The sequence below is a fragment of the Dyella sp. genome (assembly GCF_035277725.1).
GTDB lineage: Bacteria > Pseudomonadota > Gammaproteobacteria > Xanthomonadales > Rhodanobacteraceae > Dyella_B.
Genome location: NZ_DATEJY010000228.1, coordinates 1 through 15,569 on the forward strand (window position 1 = coordinate 1; position 15,569 = coordinate 15,569).

At 62.0% G+C, this 15,569-nt stretch carries 15 protein-coding genes; 12 read left to right on the forward strand and 3 right to left on the reverse strand.

Annotated elements, in window-relative coordinates:
* The 3 genes from VJR68_RS19020 to VJR68_RS19030 form a co-directional block, all read left to right on the forward strand.
* The coding region (locus VJR68_RS19020; protein WP_324150215.1) for a hypothetical protein at positions 1-238 on the forward strand (238 nt) is incomplete at its 5' end.
* Between the two features lie 16 nt (positions 239-254).
* On the forward strand, positions 255-1,262 hold the full coding sequence (locus tag VJR68_RS19025; RefSeq protein ID WP_324150216.1) for a ribonucleotide-diphosphate reductase subunit beta: 1,008 nt from the start codon (positions 255-257) through the stop codon (positions 1,260-1,262).
* A gap of 22 nt (positions 1,263-1,284) precedes the next feature.
* A complete protein-coding gene (locus tag VJR68_RS19030; protein WP_324150218.1) occupies positions 1,285-1,707 on the forward strand; it encodes a GNAT family N-acetyltransferase in 423 nt (140 codons plus the stop codon).
* Between the two features lie 194 nt (positions 1,708-1,901).
* On the opposite strand, the gene VJR68_RS19035 is transcribed toward VJR68_RS19030, so the two are convergent.
* The gene (locus VJR68_RS19035) at positions 1,902-2,573 is read right to left on the reverse strand and encodes a DUF2076 family protein (protein WP_324150219.1); all 672 of its coding nucleotides are present in this window, start codon (positions 2,571-2,573) and stop codon (positions 1,902-1,904) included.
* 296 nt (positions 2,574-2,869) lie between these two features.
* On the opposite strand from VJR68_RS19035, the gene VJR68_RS19040 reads away from it, so the two are divergent.
* The 4 genes from VJR68_RS19040 (at position 2,870) to VJR68_RS19055 (ending at position 7,739) form a co-directional block, all read left to right on the forward strand.
* Entirely contained in the window at positions 2,870-3,256 is a 387-nt protein-coding gene (locus VJR68_RS19040) for a BlaI/MecI/CopY family transcriptional regulator (RefSeq protein WP_324150220.1), read from the forward strand.
* A 1-nt stretch (position 3,257) separates the two neighbouring features.
* Positions 3,258-5,096, forward strand: coding sequence for a M56 family metallopeptidase (locus VJR68_RS19045; RefSeq protein WP_324150222.1), 1,839 nt, complete (start codon positions 3,258-3,260; stop codon positions 5,094-5,096).
* A 118-nt stretch (positions 5,097-5,214) separates the two neighbouring features.
* Positions 5,215-6,516: an ABC transporter permease gene (locus tag VJR68_RS19050; RefSeq protein ID WP_324150223.1), complete on the forward strand. Its 1,302-nt coding sequence runs from the start codon at positions 5,215-5,217 to the stop codon at positions 6,514-6,516.
* A gap of 8 nt (positions 6,517-6,524) precedes the next feature.
* On the forward strand, positions 6,525-7,739 hold the full coding sequence (locus VJR68_RS19055) for an ABC transporter permease (RefSeq protein ID WP_324150224.1): 1,215 nt from the start codon (positions 6,525-6,527) through the stop codon (positions 7,737-7,739).
* A gap of 261 nt (positions 7,740-8,000) precedes the next feature.
* On the opposite strand, the gene VJR68_RS19060 is transcribed toward VJR68_RS19055, so the two are convergent.
* Positions 8,001-10,346 (reverse strand): S9 family peptidase, encoded by a 2,346-nt coding sequence (locus tag VJR68_RS19060; RefSeq protein ID WP_324150225.1) that lies wholly within the window; start codon positions 10,344-10,346, stop codon positions 8,001-8,003.
* Positions 10,347-10,538: 192 nt separating this feature from the next.
* On the opposite strand from VJR68_RS19060, the gene VJR68_RS19065 reads away from it, so the two are divergent.
* On the forward strand, positions 10,539-11,288 hold the full coding sequence (locus VJR68_RS19065; RefSeq protein ID WP_324150226.1) for a glutathione S-transferase family protein: 750 nt from the start codon (positions 10,539-10,541) through the stop codon (positions 11,286-11,288).
* Between the two features lie 177 nt (positions 11,289-11,465).
* Here the strand turns inward: VJR68_RS19065 and VJR68_RS19070 are convergent, their stop codons facing one another.
* Entirely contained in the window at positions 11,466-12,365 is a 900-nt protein-coding gene (locus tag VJR68_RS19070; RefSeq protein WP_324150227.1) for a LysR family transcriptional regulator, read from the reverse strand.
* Between the two features lie 110 nt (positions 12,366-12,475).
* On the opposite strand from VJR68_RS19070, the gene VJR68_RS19075 reads away from it, so the two are divergent.
* The 4 genes from VJR68_RS19075 (at position 12,476) to VJR68_RS19090 (ending at position 15,561) form a co-directional block, all read left to right on the forward strand.
* Positions 12,476-13,468: an aldo/keto reductase gene (locus VJR68_RS19075; protein WP_324150228.1), complete on the forward strand. Its 993-nt coding sequence runs from the start codon at positions 12,476-12,478 to the stop codon at positions 13,466-13,468.
* A gap of 5 nt (positions 13,469-13,473) precedes the next feature.
* Positions 13,474-13,869 carry a RidA family protein gene (locus tag VJR68_RS19080; protein WP_324150230.1) on the forward strand — a complete coding sequence of 132 codons (396 nt, stop codon included), beginning with the start codon at positions 13,474-13,476 and terminating at the stop codon, positions 13,867-13,869.
* Positions 13,870-14,006: 137 nt separating this feature from the next.
* Positions 14,007-14,831 (forward strand): NADPH-dependent 7-cyano-7-deazaguanine reductase QueF, encoded by an 825-nt coding sequence (queF, locus tag VJR68_RS19085; RefSeq protein WP_324150231.1) that lies wholly within the window; start codon positions 14,007-14,009, stop codon positions 14,829-14,831.
* 124 nt (positions 14,832-14,955) lie between these two features.
* Positions 14,956-15,561, forward strand: a complete 606-nt coding sequence (locus VJR68_RS19090; RefSeq protein ID WP_324150233.1) for a hypothetical protein — start codon at positions 14,956-14,958, stop codon at positions 15,559-15,561.
* The last annotated feature ends 8 nt before the right edge of the window (positions 15,562-15,569 follow it).

The following is a 15,569-nucleotide window of genomic DNA, read 5'->3' on the forward strand; positions in this document are numbered from 1 at the left end:
CATGCCCCGCCTGAAACCCTACCGCAATCGCAGCCGCCGCTCCGGCGTCAGCGCCTATGCGATCGGCAAGGGCTTCATCCTGGTGCACTTCGTCCGCGACGGCACTTACGAATACACCGACGCCAAGCCCGGCCGCATGCATGTACGCAACATGCAAACCCTGGCCGAAGCTGGCATCGGCCTTTCCACCTACATCAGCCGTTTCGTGCGCGGCAAGTACGCGCGCAAACTCGACTAAGGCCCAAGGAACATCCATGTCCGAGCACATCCTCGATCCCGGTTTCGAGCTCACCCTGCGCCCCATGCGCTATCCCGAGTTCTACGAGATGTACCGCAACGCGATCAAGAACACCTGGACGGTGGAAGAAGTGGATTTTTCCCTCGACGTCACCGACCTCAAGTCGAAGATGACGGATGCGGACCGCCACCTGATCCACCGCCTGGTCGCCTTCTTCGCCACTGGCGACACTATCGTGGCGAACAACCTGGTGTTGAATCTGTATCAGCACATCAATGCGCCGGAAGCGCGCATGTATCTGTCGCGCCAGTTGTTCGAGGAAGCACTGCACGTGCAGTTCTACCTCACCCTGCTCGATACCTATATTCCTGATCCGAACGAGCGCAACAAAGCGTTTGCGGCCATCGAGAACATTCCGTCGATCCAGCAGAAAGGTGCGTTTTGCTTCAAGTGGATCGATTCGATCCAGAACCTGCAAAAGCTGGAAACGCGCGAGCAGCGCCGGCAGTTTCTGCTCAATCTGATCTGCTTTGCTGCCTGCATCGAGGGACTGTTCTTCTTTGCCGCGTTTGCCTACGTGTATTTCCTGCGTTCGCGCGGTCTGCTCCATGGTCTCGCTTCGGGTACCAACTGGGTGTTCCGCGATGAATCCGGCCATATGGGCTTTGCGTTTGCCGTGGTGCGTACCGTCCGTGCGCAGGAGCCGGATCTGTTCGACGAGGACATGCGCGCGCAGGTCGAAGCGATGCTGGAAGAAGCCATCGCCTGCGAAACGCAATTTGCCGAGGATGTGCTTTCCGGCGGTGTGGCGGGATTGTCGGTGAAGGACATGCGCCAGTATCTGGAATATTGCGCAGACCAGCGTCTGGCCCAGCTCGATCTTCCGAAGAAGTATGGTGCGAAGAATCCGTTCGACTTCATGGATCTGCAGGACGTGCAGGAAGTCACCAATTTCTTCGAACGCCGCGTGTCTGCCTATCAGGTCGGCGTGGAAGGCGAAGTCGCCTTTGACATGGCGTTCTGACGCATAATCGGCGGACATGGAGATGCCGCCTATCGTTCTTACCGATACCCCTACGGCCGACGAGCTGGCGGCGATCCGTCGCCCGCTCGATCAGTTCAATCTGGATGCTTGCGGCATCGCCGACCAGCGTCCGCTGGCATTGCTGGTGCGCGATCCGGTTACGCACGACATAGTGGGCGGACTCAATGGCCGCACCTCGCGCGGCATGCTGTTCATTGACGTGTTCTTCCTGCCCGCATCCATGCGCGGCAACGGTCTGGGCAGCACGCTGCTGCGCATGGCTGAAGAGGAAGGCGTACGCCGCGGTTGCCGCACGGGCATCCTGTATACCAACAATTTCCAGGCACCGGGCTTTTATACGAAGCAAGGCTGGCGCGAGTTCGGTAATTTTCCCTGCGATCCGCCCGGAAGCAGCCGGATTTTTTTCACCAAGGAACTTGCTTGACGTAGGTTGGGGTGCGAACCCCAACATCGCCATATGCATCGAGCCGGCGATGTTGGGGTTTGCACCCCAACCTACGACAAGTTCTCCGCCGTCGCGGCGCGCTGGAATCCACGACAATCATGGACGGCCTTCGCGTTTCATGGCATCGATGTCTCGCTGCCTCCCCCCAAAGGGAGGGAGGCACAGCAGCAGAATCACGTCCAGCTGTTGTCGTCGTCAAACCCGCCGCCATCAAAATTCGCATCATCAAAATCATTGCTGGATGCGAAATCCTGATCACCACCGCTCGGTAGGTTGTCGTTGCCGTTGTCGTAGAAATTGTTCTCGGTGACGTTCTCGATCACCTCGGGTTGACCACCGAAACCGCCACCGAAGAAACCGCCGCCACGGTGGCCACCGAGCAGGCTTTCGATGCCATCGAACAGGAACATGCCGCCGGCGACACCGGCTGCGGTGGTCGCTGCATTGGCAAAAAAGCTCGAACCGCCGCCCTGTTGCGGCGCGGCCGGCGCGCTGCCAAACAAGCGCTCGCGCCAACTTGGTGCAGCAGCCGGTGCAGCTTGCTGTTGCGGCGGGAACGGCGGTGGGTTGTTACCCCACGCGGACTGCGGCTGACCGCCAAGGAAGCTGCCGCCGCCCTGCTGTTGCCCGGCCAATTGCGCCTGCAGTTGCGCGATCTGCGCCTTTGCCGCGTCCAGCGCATGCTGCTGCAACAGGCAGCGTTGCACCAATAGATAGGCCGCGTCGGGCTGATTGGCCAGGCGCTGGTGGATCAGCGCATCGGCCTGCGCGTCCTTGTTCACGCCGTTGACGGCGGCCAGGCGCTGGAGGAAATCGTCGAGAAGGAGTTGTTCCTGGGGAGTCATGGGATCACCGGTTGCTGGGATGGCGGCACGATGCCGGCAAGGTCGGAAGTATGCGCGGGATGTGTGACCTCAAGAGTGCCGGTGGTCGTGGTTGATATCCGCAATTCACGATCCCTTTGGGTGGGGGCGACACGACTGGCATTGGAGACGCAGGTTGGGGTGCGAACCCCAACGCGGAGAATGTTGGGGTTCGCACCCCAACCTACGATGTCATCCCAGCCCACGCCGCGAGGCCTATTGACTACAGCTGTAGTCAGGCGTAGCGTGCCTACACCTGTAGTCACGGATCGAACCGCATGCCCAAACCATCCATCGGCGACCAGGAACTGGCGCTCCTGCATTACCTGGCCGAACACGAACACGCCACCGTGGGCGAAGCCGCCGCCGATTTCGGCGAAGCGCGCGACCTGGCGCGTTCCACCGTGCTGACCATGATGGAACGCCTGCGCAGCAAGGGTTACCTCAAGCGCCGTCACGTCGACGGTGTGTACCGCTACAGCACCACCACCGGACCGAACGAAGCGTTGAACAACGCGGTGGGTCAGTTTGTGGAAAAGACCTTGTCCGGCTCGCTCTCGCCGTTCGTGGCTTGGATGTCGCAGAAGGCGGACGTCAGCGACAGCGAGCTGACTGAGCTGGAAGCGCTGGTGGCCAAACTGCAATCGCAACGCAAGGAAAGCTGACATGGAAATGCTCAGTACGCTCGCCGATGTGCTGCTGCCGCGTCTTGCCTGGACCAGCGCGCAAGCCGCCCTGCTGATCGCCGCGTTGTGGCTGATCATGCGCTATGTGCCGCGTCTTTCGGCGGCCGTGCGTTGCATGCTGTGGTGGCTGGTGGGCGCACAACTGGTGCTGGGGATGGCGCTCAGCACGCCGGTGCAATTGCACTGGCTCAAGCCGGCCGAGCAAATGGCTTTCACGGCGCCGCACGAAGTCATCGTGCATCTGGGCGCCGATACGACCGCTGCGATGGCAGCAACGCAAGCCACGGTCGTCACTGCGCCGAGCCGCCATTGGATTGGGTCATGGCCGGAGGCCGCACTGCTGTTGTGGCTGTCGATCATCCTGACGCAAGTGATCTTTGCGGCACGGCACTGGCTGGAAGCGCGGGCCTTGTCGCGCGAGGCGCGTGCACCGGCGAGTGCCGCCTTGTCAGCGCTGTGCAGGCAGCAAGCCCACGCGCTAGGCATGCGCCGCACACCGGCCTTGCGCATTTCCGACGCGATCGTGTCACCCCAGGTCAGCGGCCTGTGGCGCCCCGTGGTGCTGCTGCCGTCCGAGCAGACCCTGTCGCAAGACGAACTGGCGATGGCGATCGCGCACGAACTGGCGCACATCCATCGCGGCGATCTGTGGCTGGGCTGGATTCCCGCGCTGGCGCAGCGCTTGTTCTTCTTCCATCCGCTGGTGAACTGGGCGATGCGCGAGTACGCGATCTATCGCGAAGCCGCGTGCGATGCACAGGTAGTGCAGCGTCACGATGCCACGCCACAGCACTACGGCCATCTGCTGGTTCGACTGGGCGTGGTCAATCCCGTGCATTCCAGTCTTGCCGGTGCATCTTCCACGTTCCTCCATTTGAAGAGGCGACTGATCATGTTGCAACAGAGCGAGACCAGACCGCGTACGCAGGGTTGGTTGCTGGTGGCAGCGATGGCGTTGATCGGGGTACTGCCCTATCGCGTGACCGCGGCGCGCGCGGAACAGACGAGCGCATCGGCGCAAACCCCGGCCGCCACGGAAGCCTATGCGATACCTCCGCCGCCACCGGCGCCGTCCATGCCACCTGCGCCCCCTGCACCGCCGGCTCCGCCAGCACCGCCTTCACAGGTCGTACCACCCGCGCCGCCACCGCCACCCGCGCATGACTTCAACGCCGCCCACGTGGACATCGATACCAGGACGCATGCGGACCATGGCCTTGTCTTGCTGGATGGCGACACCGTCATCGTTCAGGGCAGCGACGCGGATCTTGCACAAGCGCAGCGCCTGGACCATGGTCACGCACCGCTGCTATGGCTACGCCAGAACAACAAGTCCTATCTGATTCGCGATAAAGACGTGATCCGGCAAGCCAAGGACATCTATGCGCAAACCGTACAAGTCGCGCAGGCGCAGGGCGAACTCGCCGGCAAGCAAGGCGAGCTTGCCGGCCAGCAGGCCGGACTGGCTGCGCGCCAGGCGGACCTCGCGTCTCGACAGGCCGACGTGGAAGGTCGCCGTGCCGCGATGGAGACGCAACGCGCGGCGCTGAGTTCGCGAGCGCAGGACGGCCGCGGTGACGAAGCAAGCCTTGAAGGGGAGCTACGCGGCATCGATCAGGAGCAGGCTGAAATACAACGCGAAAGCAAGGCCATCGATCAGCAAGCGGCTGCACTGTCCAAGCAGGAAGCCGAGCTTTCACAGCGCGAAACGGCCATGTCAGCGCAGGAACAAAAACGTTCGCAGGAAAGGGATCGCCAGCTGGACCGCGTGCTGAGCGACGCCATCGCGAAAGGCTTGGCAAAACCCGTCGATCGATGACAACCCGGCGCGCGTGAAGCGCGCCGATCGTTTCAGCAACGGCACATCCAGATAGACATGCACCGCCCGCAAACGTGGGCGGCTGGCGTACTGCGTCCTGCGCACAGGGAAACTCACCATGCTCGGCTATTACTGTTTGCTCGCTCTTTACAGCTTCAAGCGCAACAGAATCATCACGGCATTGATGGTTCTCGCCATCGGCTTGGGGATCGGCGCCAGCATGACCATGATCACGGTGCTGCACGTGATGTCCGGCGATCCGTTGCCTGGACGCAGTACACAACTGTACGTGCCGGTGATCGATCCGCATCCCGTCAGCAATGCCAAGACCAAGGACACGACGCCGGATGCGGCCATGACCTGGACGGATGCGATGTACCTGCTGCACGCAGCGCGCGCAGATCGGCAGGCCGCGATGGCCGCAGGCACCCTGCCGGTGCAACCGACGCAGGCGGCGCTGCATCCTTTTTTTGAAGCGGGGCATTACGTCACCGCCGACTTCTTTCCCATGTTCGGCACGCCCTTTCGTGCGGGCAGCGGCTGGAATGCCCAGGATGATCAAAGCCGTGCACGCGTGGTCGTGCTCAACGCCGACTTGAATCGCAAACTGTTCGGCAGCGCACCCAGCATCGGCCGCAACGTGCGCTTGAAGAACACCGATTTCCGCGTGGTCGGCGTGCTGGACGACTGGCAACCGCAACCCATCTTCTACGCACAGATCGACAACGCCGCCTTCGGCAGCACCGATCAATTTTTCATACCGTTGCAGACGGCGCAGGAACTGAATTTCGATTTCAGCGGCCGCATGTGGTGTTGGGACAATGGTGGCGATGGGCGTGCCAGCGATCATTGCACCTGGCTGCAATTCTGGGTGGAACTGGACAGCCCAGCCAAGGCTCACGCCTATCGCGATTTTCTCACCGGCTACTGGCGCGACCAGCAAGCCCACGGACGCTTTCCGCGTCTCCCCGATGCGAAGCTATTTGGATTAATGGATTGGCTGAGCAATCAACACGTGGTACCTGGCGATCTGCGTTTGCAGCTGTGGTTGGCGCTGGGTTTTCTGGGCGTGTGCATGCTCAACATCGTCGGCCTGCTGCTGGCGAAATTCCTGCGCCGTGGCGGTGAGATCAGCGTGCGCCGCGCGCTGGGCGCGCGGCGGCGCGACGTGTTTCTGCAACTGGGCATTGAAGCGGGCGCGATCGGACTGGCCGGTGGCGCACTGGGCCTGGGCATTGCCGAGCTGGGCTTGTGGAGCGTGCGGCATCGACCGGACGGCTATGCGCATCTGGCGCAAATGGATTTCAGCATGCTGCTTGGCACCTTCTTGCTGGCCATCGTTGCCGGCGCGTGCTCCGGACTCGTGCCGGCTTGGCGCGCCTGCAACGTCACACCCGCCTTACAACTCAAGACGCAATGAGGCGCACCATGTCGCTACCGCCAATCGTCGCCAGCCTTACTCGCCACAAGCTCACTGCTTTACTGCTGATGCTGCAGGTCGGCTTTACCTGCGCCATCGTGTGCAACGTCGCCTTCATGATCGTCGATCGCGTGCAGCAACTACGCCAGCCCAGCGGCGTGGCGGAGAACGAACTGGTGTTGATCGACAGCACGGATCTGGATGAAAACGCGCAACCGCTGGTGCGTCACGACGCCGACCTGGCGGCCTTGCGGGCCATCTCGGGTGTGAAATCCGCAGCAGCCGTCGATGCAATGCCTTTCAATCACCGCGACTGGAGCAACGGCATTGCGTTGGTGCAAGACGGTCCCGCGCCCGCCACGGCCACCGCATTCAACGGCACACCCGGTGAACTGGCCACACTCGGCCTGCATCTCATCGAAGGTCGCGATTTCTTACCGGACGAATACGTGCCGTTAGGCAGTGCGCACGATTGGAACGGCATTGATCGGGTGCCCGTCACCATCGTCACGCGCGCGTTGGCTAACAAGCTTTTTCCTGGCCAGGATGCACTCGGCAAAGCGATCTATCCGGATGAGAAGCCGGTGCGCATCGTCGGCGTGGTCGATCACCTGCGGCGCCCACAGGCGCACGAAAGCGCCGACAACGACGATGCCACCCTGTTTCCGATGCTGCCCGACGCCAATGACGTCACCTACGTCTTGCGCACCGATCCACAAGATCGCGAGCGCGTGCTGAAACAAGCAACTGACGTGCTCAACCATCTGCATGCCAATCGCATCCTTCGGCATGCGCAGACGTTCGAACAACTGCGCGCGGATTTCTTTCATCGCAGCCGCACGATGATCGCGCTGCTGGTGGCGGCGGCGTTGGGCCTGCTGGTGGTCACCGCGCTGGGTATTGCGGGGCTGGCCAGTTTCTGGGTGCAGCAGCGCCGGCGCTCCATCGGCATTCGTCGTGCGGTGGGCGCGACACGGCGGGATATCCTGCGTTATTTCCAATGGGAAAACTTCTTGATCGTGAGCATCGGCGTCGCTCTCGGCACCGTGCTCGCTTACGGCTTGAACATGCTGTTGATGCTGCATGACGAACAGCCGCGGTTGCCCTTGCTCTATCTCGCGATCGGCGCGTTGGCCCTATGGTTGCTCGGGCAGCTTGCCGTGCTCGGTCCTGCCTTGCGCGCGGCTTCGGTACCACCCGTGGTAGCGACCCGCAGTGGATAACATAGGCTGGGATGCCGATCCCAGCGTCCGGAGGCTGGAAAAGCTGGGATTGTCATCCCAGCCTACGGGCTAAAAAACTCGTGGTCCCGGCGTACGCGGGGAGGGCACATGAATGTGCCCTGCTTTGAGGAGCGAGGAAAGCCGGGACGTAAGCGACTTACAGGTCGTCAAAGACACTGGGCCCCGGCGTTCGCCGGGGCGACGGTATCAAGGCAACGCAGATCACAAGCTCTTTTTGCTCCGCTGCCCGCTTTCATCGGACTACCGCCACGGCCAGGGCTTCAGCGCGTACTCCTTCGGCGCCGTATCACCGGCCAGGTTCTGCACGAAGTAATCCCAGCGACGACGCGTGACATACGGCGTATCGGCGGCATAGCCGTGATGCATGTTGGGCAGGATCATCATGTCAAAGTCCTTGTTGGCCTTGATCAAGGCATCCACCACCAGGAAGGTGCTGTACGGCGGCACGTTGTCGTCGATCGAACCGTGCACCAGCATCAGCTTGCCCTTGAGATCTTTGGCGAGCAGCTGATTGGCCTGGTTGTCGTAATTGGTGGTGCCGTCCTTGTTGGTAACCAGCAGGCCCTGCCACTTTTCGCCCCAATCGTCTTCGTATTCGCGGTTGTCGTGATTGCCGCTTTCGGCCCAGCCGACCTTGAAGAAGTCCGGATAGCGGAACATGGCATCCGCCGTGGTGTTGCCGCCGCCGGAATGGCCCCAGATGCCGACGCGCTCGAGATCGATCCACGGATAGCGCTGAGCGAGCTGCTTGATGGCGGTGACCTGGTCCGGCAGCGTGTTGTCACCCATGTTGCCGAACCACGCGTCGTGGAACGCCTTGGAGCGCCACGGCGTACCCATGCCGTCGACCGCGATGACGATAAAGCCCAGCTCCGCCAGCGACTGGTTGTCGTAGTCCGAGGCGGCAAAGCCGAAGGTTCGCACCGAACCGGTCTGCGGACCGGGGTAGACGTAGTCGATGATCGGATATTTCTTCGCCGCATCGAAATGCGTGGGCTTGAACATCAAGCCGTACAGATCGGTTTTGCCATCGCGCGCCTTCACCACGATCTGCTCCGGCGGCTGCCAGCCGGTGTCAAGCAGGCGCTTGATGTCGGTCGTGGCGACGGTTGCGACGCTGCGCCCATCAGCCGCATCGCGCAGCACGGCGACCGGCGGCTTGGCCGTGGTGGAATAGCTGTCGACGAAGTACTTGCCGTCATCGGACATGGTGATGACGTGATCGGCAGGCTCCGGCGTGAGCAGCACCGGCTCGCCGCCATCCAGGCTGACCTTCCAGAACTGCTGGTAATACGGATTGACGCCCGGCGTGCGGCCTACGCCACGGAACCACACGGTGCGCGTCTTCGCATCCACTTTCAGGATCTCAGTGACGTTCCCCTCGCCGGTAGTGATGGCGTGCTTGAGCTGACCGTTACTGAGATCGTAGAGATACAGGTTGCCCCAGTTGTTGCGCTCGCTGAACCAGATCGCTTCGTGCGAATCGGGCAGGTAGCGCCAGTTCACGGCACCGTTGCCGCTTTCGTAATACGTGGGCACGTCTTCGTGGAACACCGCGCGCACTTCGCCGGTCTTTGCATCGGCGATGCGGAAGGTTTCGTGCTTGTGATCGCGCGAAGTCGATACGAAGGCGAGCGTCTTGCCGTCCGGCGCCCACTTCACATCATCCCAACCACCGTCTTCGCCGCAGCTCACGTCGTCGCACAAGGTGGAGCGGTGCTGGTCCGGCGGCATCTTCAAGCGCAGCACTTTGTGTGCGGATACGTCGATGATCACGCGTTCGATCATGGTGATGTCTTTGTCGCCCGCCAGCGGGTATTTCCACGCTTGCAGTTCCGGATGGCCCAGCTTGGTGGTGACCAGGTACATGTCACCGGTCTTGCGCTGATCCTGCTGGAACGTCGCGATGTGCCTGGAATCCGGCGACCATTCCAGGATGGCGTTGTCGGTGTGCTTCCAGCCGGCGTTGTCGGTGGCGTAGCCGAAGTTTTCCACGCCATCGGTGGTGAGCTGGGTTTCCTTGCCGGTGGCAACGTCGCGCACCCACAGGTTCCAGTTGCGGATGAAGGCTTCCTGCTTGCGATCCGGCGACAGCACGCCGGCCTCCTTGCCGGTTTTCACGACGGTGGCGCGATCCACGCATTCGCCAGCAGTTTTCAGATCGCACAGGTAATGCGTATCGCCGATGGTGATCTCGTCACGTCCATCGGCGGCCACACGAAAATCGCTGATGCGAAGCTTGTCCGCTTTCACATCCTTTTTGCCGGCCTTGGTGAGCGCGGCGGCGAGCTTGCCTTGGTCGAGCAGCGGTTCTGCTTTGCCGTTGGCGGCATCCATGCGCAGGTAATGATCGCCGCTGGCGTCATGGTCGACGTACCAGAAATGCGTGCCGTCCAGCCAATGCACGGTGCTCACCATGTGATCGACCAATGGCGTGGTGTTGTACGGCATGTAACGCTCAGCCTGGCGGTAATCTTGCGCGGTGAGCGTACGGCCTGCGGCGATGGCGCCACTCGCGCAGCCCAGGGCCAGCAGGCCACACATCAATGCGCCGTACAGGCGCGACGTGCCGGTTATCGAATGCATGTTTGCTCCCATGAAAAACGAATGGCCGCGCTGGCGGCCGCCCCCAATCTTGTCACGACCCCTGATCGTAATGGTTGCAGCGGGCTAGCTACCCCTGCCAAAGGTCCCTACACGACGCGTGGGTTTGTGCGCATGCAGCACGAAGCCTTGTACGCTATGCCGCTACCGGCCAGTTCATTGGGAGCCAAGCGTATGTCGCAGCGCTACACCATCATCGGCAACTACATTTCGCCCTATGTGCGCAAGGTATTGGCGTGCCTGGATCTGAAGGGACTGGATTACGAGATCGACCCGATCACGCCATTTATCGGCAATGACGACTTCAGCCGAATCAGTCCGTTGCGGCGTATTCCGGTGCTGATCGACGGCGAACTGGTGCTCAACGATTCCAGCGTGATCTGCCAATACCTGGAGGACAAGCATCCGCAGCCTTCGCTGTATCCCGCCGACATTGCACAACGCGCCAAGGCGCGCTGGCTGGAGGAATATGCAGATACGTATTTGGCGGATGTGTTGATCTGGCGGCTGTTTTATCAACTGGCCATTCGCAAACACATCTTCAAGGAACCCACGGACGAAGCGATCGTGCAGCGCGCGAAAGAGGTGGAGATTCCGGCGGCGCTTGATTACCTGGAAACGCAGGTGCCGCAAGAAGGCTTCATCTTCGGTACGCTGTCGATTGCCGACGTCAGCGTGGCTTGCTATTTCCGCACTGCGTCGTTCGTGCGCTACGCCGTGGACGCCGAGCGCTGGCCACGCACGGCATCGTTCGTGCAGCGCATGCAGGCGCTGCCGGTATTCCAGAAACTCGCGCGGCTGGAAGAAGGCATATTGCGCGTTCCGGTCACCGAGCAGCGCGAAACGCTGATGGCGATGGGCGCACCGGTCACGTGCGAAACGATGCGCAGCGATGTGGCACGGCATGGGTTGCCGCGGGGATGATCGCGCAACACGCCTTGACGTAGGTTGGGGTGAGGTGCAGCCGAATCCAAACATGGCCTGCACGCCAACGAAATGTCGCTACCTCTGTGCCGTCCGGCGAAGGTGTTTCGGACCAGGACATAATTCGCCGGAATGGCGGGTTCGATTTACGGTGTTTTTTTTGATACCTCAGCACGCTCAAAGCTGCTTGCTCATCACTTCGACCAGCCAATCCACAAACACGCGCAAGCGTGCCGGCATCTGCCGATGCGGCGGATACAGCACGGTGATCGGCAAGGAAGGTGGCGGTGTGGCGGGCAGGAGTTCCTTGAGCTGCCCGTTCGCCAACGCACCCGTCAAGTGATAGCGCGGAAATTGCGCAATACCCAAGCCTGCTTCGCAACAACCGCGATAGGCTTCCACGCCACTGACGGTGATGCGCCCCGGCAAGCTCACTTCCCGCCGCTTGCGGCCGACCATGAACTCCAGCGGTTCCACGCGATGCGTGGTGGGCGAAGCCCAGTTCACCGCGTAATGGCCATCCTGCAGATCTACCAGATTGCGCGGGACGCCATGTCGACGCACGTACTCGGCACTGGCCACGGTGGCTTGCTCCAGCGCGCCGACACGCCGGCTGACGAGCCCAGAGTCGGACAAGTTGCCCGCGCGCAGTACGCAATCGACACCTTCGCGTAAAAGATCCACGAAGTGATCGCCGGTACCGATGTCCAGTTCCAGCATGGGATAGCGCGCAAAAAACGCGGGCAGCGCCGGGATCACCCACAACTTGGCCAGTTGGGTAGGCAGATCCACGCGCAATCGTCCGCGCGGCTGCACCGCGGCCTGGCGAAAATCAGCCTCCACCGCGTCAACGTCGGCGAGCAGCCGCACGCAGTGGCGGTAATACGCTTCGCCATCACGGCTGGTACGTACGCTACGTGTGGTTCGCTGCAGCAGTTGCGTACCCAGGTGCGCTTCCAGCCGTTTGATGGTGTGCGTAACCGTGGCGCGCGGCAGATTAAGATCATCCGCCGCGGCAGTGAAACTGGCCAATTCCACGATCCGCGTGAACAGGCGCATGGCATCGAGTCGATCCATGGATTGTTGATCTCGATGAAATAGTGAAGCTCATTATTGAGCATTTATCAGGGGGCCGCATCGGCCGATCATGGATGAGTTTTCCTCCACCCCGCCGCGAGATGACAAGCATGCAAACACGCACACTCGGCAAGAACGGTCCCCAGGTTTCCGCCATTGGCCTGGGCTGCATGGGCATGAGCGAGTTCTATGGCGCAGCCGATGACGCCGAATCCATCGCCACCATCCACCACGCGCTGGAGCGTGGTTTGAACTTTCTGGATACCGCTAACGTTTATGGGCCGCACACGAATGAGGAACTGGTTGGCAAGGCGATCAAGGGACGCCGCGAGCAGGTGTTCCTGGCGACCAAGTTCGGCATCGTGCGCGACCCGGCCAACCCCAGCTTCCGCGACGTCAACGGCCGCCCGGAATACGTGCATGCCAGTTGCGATGCGAGCCTGAAGCGTCTTGGCGTGGATCACGTCGACCTGTATTACCAGCACCGTGTGGATCCCAAGGTGCCGATCGAGGAAACCGTCGGCGCGATGGCCGAGCTGGTGAAGGCCGGCAAGGTGCGCTACCTGGGCTTGTCGGAAGCCGCGCCGCAGACCATCGAGCGCGCGGCCAAGGTGCATACCATCAGCGCATTGCAGAATGAGCTTTCGCTGTGGACGCGCGATGTGCAAGAAAACGACACGCTGGCCACCTGCCGCAAACTGGGCATCACGCTGGTGGCGTATTCGCCGCTGGGCCGTGGTTTTCTCACCGGCGCGATCACCAAGCCGGATGATTTCGAGGAAGACGATTTCCGTCGTACCCATCCTCGCTTCCAGGGCGAAAACTTCGCGCGCAATCTGCAACTGGTGAAGCAGGTGGAAACACTTGCCGCGGAAAAAGGCTGCACGCCGGCACAACTCGCGCTGGCCTGGGTGATGGCGCAGGGACAGGACATCGTGCCGATTCCCGGTACGCGCAAGCGCTCGCGCCTGGATGAAAACATCGGTGCGCTCGACGTGGTGCTGAGCAAGGAAGAACTGGCATCGATCGATCGCATCTTTCCGCCGGAGGCCATTGCCGGTGCACGCTATGCCCCCGCCGCCATGGCGCAAATCGGCCGATAACCACCATGGAGCCGATCGTGCGCATCCAGCCGGACGATCTGTTTGCCTTCCCGGGCCTGCATGCCGCTGCCCGGGTTGGCAACCTGCTGTTCGTATCCGGACAGGTGCCGCTGGGGCCTGCGGGTGAACTGGTCGGCGCGGGCGATTTTCGGACGCAGGCCGAGCAAGTGTTTGCCAATCTCGGCAGCGTGCTTGCGGCCGGCGGCAGCGGGTTCGATCAGCTGGTGAAGCTCACCGCGTTCTTTGTGGATATCTCGCGCGATCTGCCGGTGTATCGGGAGGTGCGCGATCAGTACATCACCGCGGAACATGCGCCGGCCAGTTCGGCGGTGCAGGTGGCGAAGTTGTTTCATCCCGCGGTGTGGCTTGAAGTGGAGGCAGTGGCGGTTTGTGGGGAATGACCGCCATCCATGCGTGGCGAACGCCCCGTAGGCTGGGATGACATCCCAGCTTTGCTGCAGCTTCCCATGCTGGGATGTCATCCCAGCCTACGGGGCGTTCGCCGGGCGACGATTGCGCGACGCATTACAATGTGCGCATGAGCACCCCCGAACACTCCCCCCTCGGCAAGCACACCGTCTATGCCGACCGTTACGACCCTTCCCTGCTGTTCCCGATTCCGCGCCAGGGCAAGCGCGATGAAATCGGTGTCAGCGAGCCGCTGCCATTCCAGGGCGTGGATATCTGGAACGCGTATGAGCTGTCCTGGCTGGACATGCACGGCAAGCCGATGGCGGGCGTGGCGGAATTCCACGTGCCGGCCAACTCGCCGAACATCATCGAGTCCAAGTCGTTCAAGCTGTACCTCAACGGTTTCGCGCAGGAACCGCTGGCGAATGTCTCGGCGCTCAGCGCGCTGTTGCAGCAGGACCTCACCCGCGCAGCCGGTGCGGTGGTCACCGTTACGATTCGCCCGCCGCGTGTCGCACAGCACACTTTCGCCGATCTGGAAGGCGAGTCGATCGACGGCTTGCCGGTAACGATCGATCACTACGGGCCGCCACGCGCCGATTATCTGCGTGCCGACAACGACGCCGGCATGGTCGAAGAAACCCTGATTTCCGACCTGCTGCGTTCCAACTGCCCCGTCACCGGCCAGCCCGATTGGGGCAGCGTGCAGATCGCTTACCGCGGCACGCCGATCGATCGCGAAGGCCTGCTGCGCTACCTGGTTTCGTTCCGCACCCACAACGAGTTCCATGAGCAATGCGTGGAGCGCATCTTCATCGACGTGATGAAGCACTGCGCCCCCGAACGGCTCAGCGTGTACGCACGCTACACGCGCCGCGGCGGCCTGGACATCAACCCTTTCCGCAGCACGGACAAGACCCTGCCGGGGAATGCTCGCGGCGTGCGTCAATAGCCATGTTGACCGAGCATCCCAGTTCCGGTCATCGGCACTTCAGATCGCTGCCGCTAGCCTTGGCAGTTGCCCCGATACCGCCGGTTTACCGGTAACGCTACTTATCATTTTCGGAATCCCGCACATGACACTTTCCGCACGTTCCGCCGCCTTTTACTGCGTGACATTGGCTGGCCTGCTGGCGCTCAGCGCCTGCGGCAAGAACGAGCAGCAGCCCGCCAACCAGCCGGCTGCCCCGAGTACCGCACCCGCCCCGGCCAGCACCGCCGCGCAGCCGGCGCCGAGCACCACGGCCGCAGCGCCCGCCCATCCGAGCACCGCACCCGCCCCGGCGAGCACCGCCGCTCCCGCCGCCGCGGCAGCACCGGCCCCCGCCGCACCGGCCGCCGACGGTTTCCAGGTCAGCACGGTGACGCTGGGTGATTCCGTCAACACCGATCACAAGGTGAAGAAGGACATGACCACCTTCTCGCCGACCCAGAAGACCATCTACGTGAGCGTCGACACCACCGGCAACACGCCTGGCGCCACGCTCAACGCCAAGTGGACCTACCTGGACAAGAACCAGATGATCGTCAGCACCAGCCAGTCGATCATCGCCGACAGCCCGAGCACCACCACCTTCAGCATGAAGAACCCGGACCTGTGGCCGGAAGGCAAGTACAAGGTGGATATCTCGGTGGACGGCAAGCAGGCCGCCAGCAAGACGTTCGAAATCAAGAAAGGCTGAGTCCCGCC

Excerpts from the sequence above, each read along its gene's own strand:
- VJR68_RS19080 (WP_324150230.1), top strand. The coding sequence starts at position 13,474 with ATGGAGCCGATCGTGCGCATCCAGCCGGACGATCTGTTTGCCTTCCCG.
- VJR68_RS19030 (WP_324150218.1), top strand. The coding sequence starts at position 1,285 with ATGCCGCCTATCGTTCTTACCGATACCCCTACGGCCGACGAGCTGGCG.
- VJR68_RS19065 (WP_324150226.1), top strand. The coding sequence starts at position 10,539 with ATGTCGCAGCGCTACACCATCATCGGCAACTACATTTCGCCCTATGTG.
- VJR68_RS19055 (WP_324150224.1), top strand. The coding sequence starts at position 6,525 with ATGTCGCTACCGCCAATCGTCGCCAGCCTTACTCGCCACAAGCTCACT.
- VJR68_RS19090 (WP_324150233.1), top strand. The coding sequence starts at position 14,956 with ATGACACTTTCCGCACGTTCCGCCGCCTTTTACTGCGTGACATTGGCT.
- VJR68_RS19050 (WP_324150223.1), top strand. The coding sequence starts at position 5,215 with ATGCTCGGCTATTACTGTTTGCTCGCTCTTTACAGCTTCAAGCGCAAC.
- VJR68_RS19070 (WP_324150227.1), bottom strand. The coding sequence starts at position 12,365 with ATGGATCGACTCGATGCCATGCGCCTGTTCACGCGGATCGTGGAATTG.
- queF (WP_324150231.1), top strand. The coding sequence starts at position 14,007 with ATGAGCACCCCCGAACACTCCCCCCTCGGCAAGCACACCGTCTATGCC.
- VJR68_RS19045 (WP_324150222.1), top strand. The coding sequence starts at position 3,258 with ATGGAAATGCTCAGTACGCTCGCCGATGTGCTGCTGCCGCGTCTTGCC.
- VJR68_RS19075 (WP_324150228.1), top strand. The coding sequence starts at position 12,476 with ATGCAAACACGCACACTCGGCAAGAACGGTCCCCAGGTTTCCGCCATT.
- VJR68_RS19025 (WP_324150216.1), top strand. The coding sequence starts at position 255 with ATGTCCGAGCACATCCTCGATCCCGGTTTCGAGCTCACCCTGCGCCCC.
- VJR68_RS19040 (WP_324150220.1), top strand. The coding sequence starts at position 2,870 with ATGCCCAAACCATCCATCGGCGACCAGGAACTGGCGCTCCTGCATTAC.
- VJR68_RS19060 (WP_324150225.1), bottom strand. The coding sequence starts at position 10,346 with ATGCATTCGATAACCGGCACGTCGCGCCTGTACGGCGCATTGATGTGT.
- VJR68_RS19035 (WP_324150219.1), bottom strand. The coding sequence starts at position 2,573 with ATGACTCCCCAGGAACAACTCCTTCTCGACGATTTCCTCCAGCGCCTG.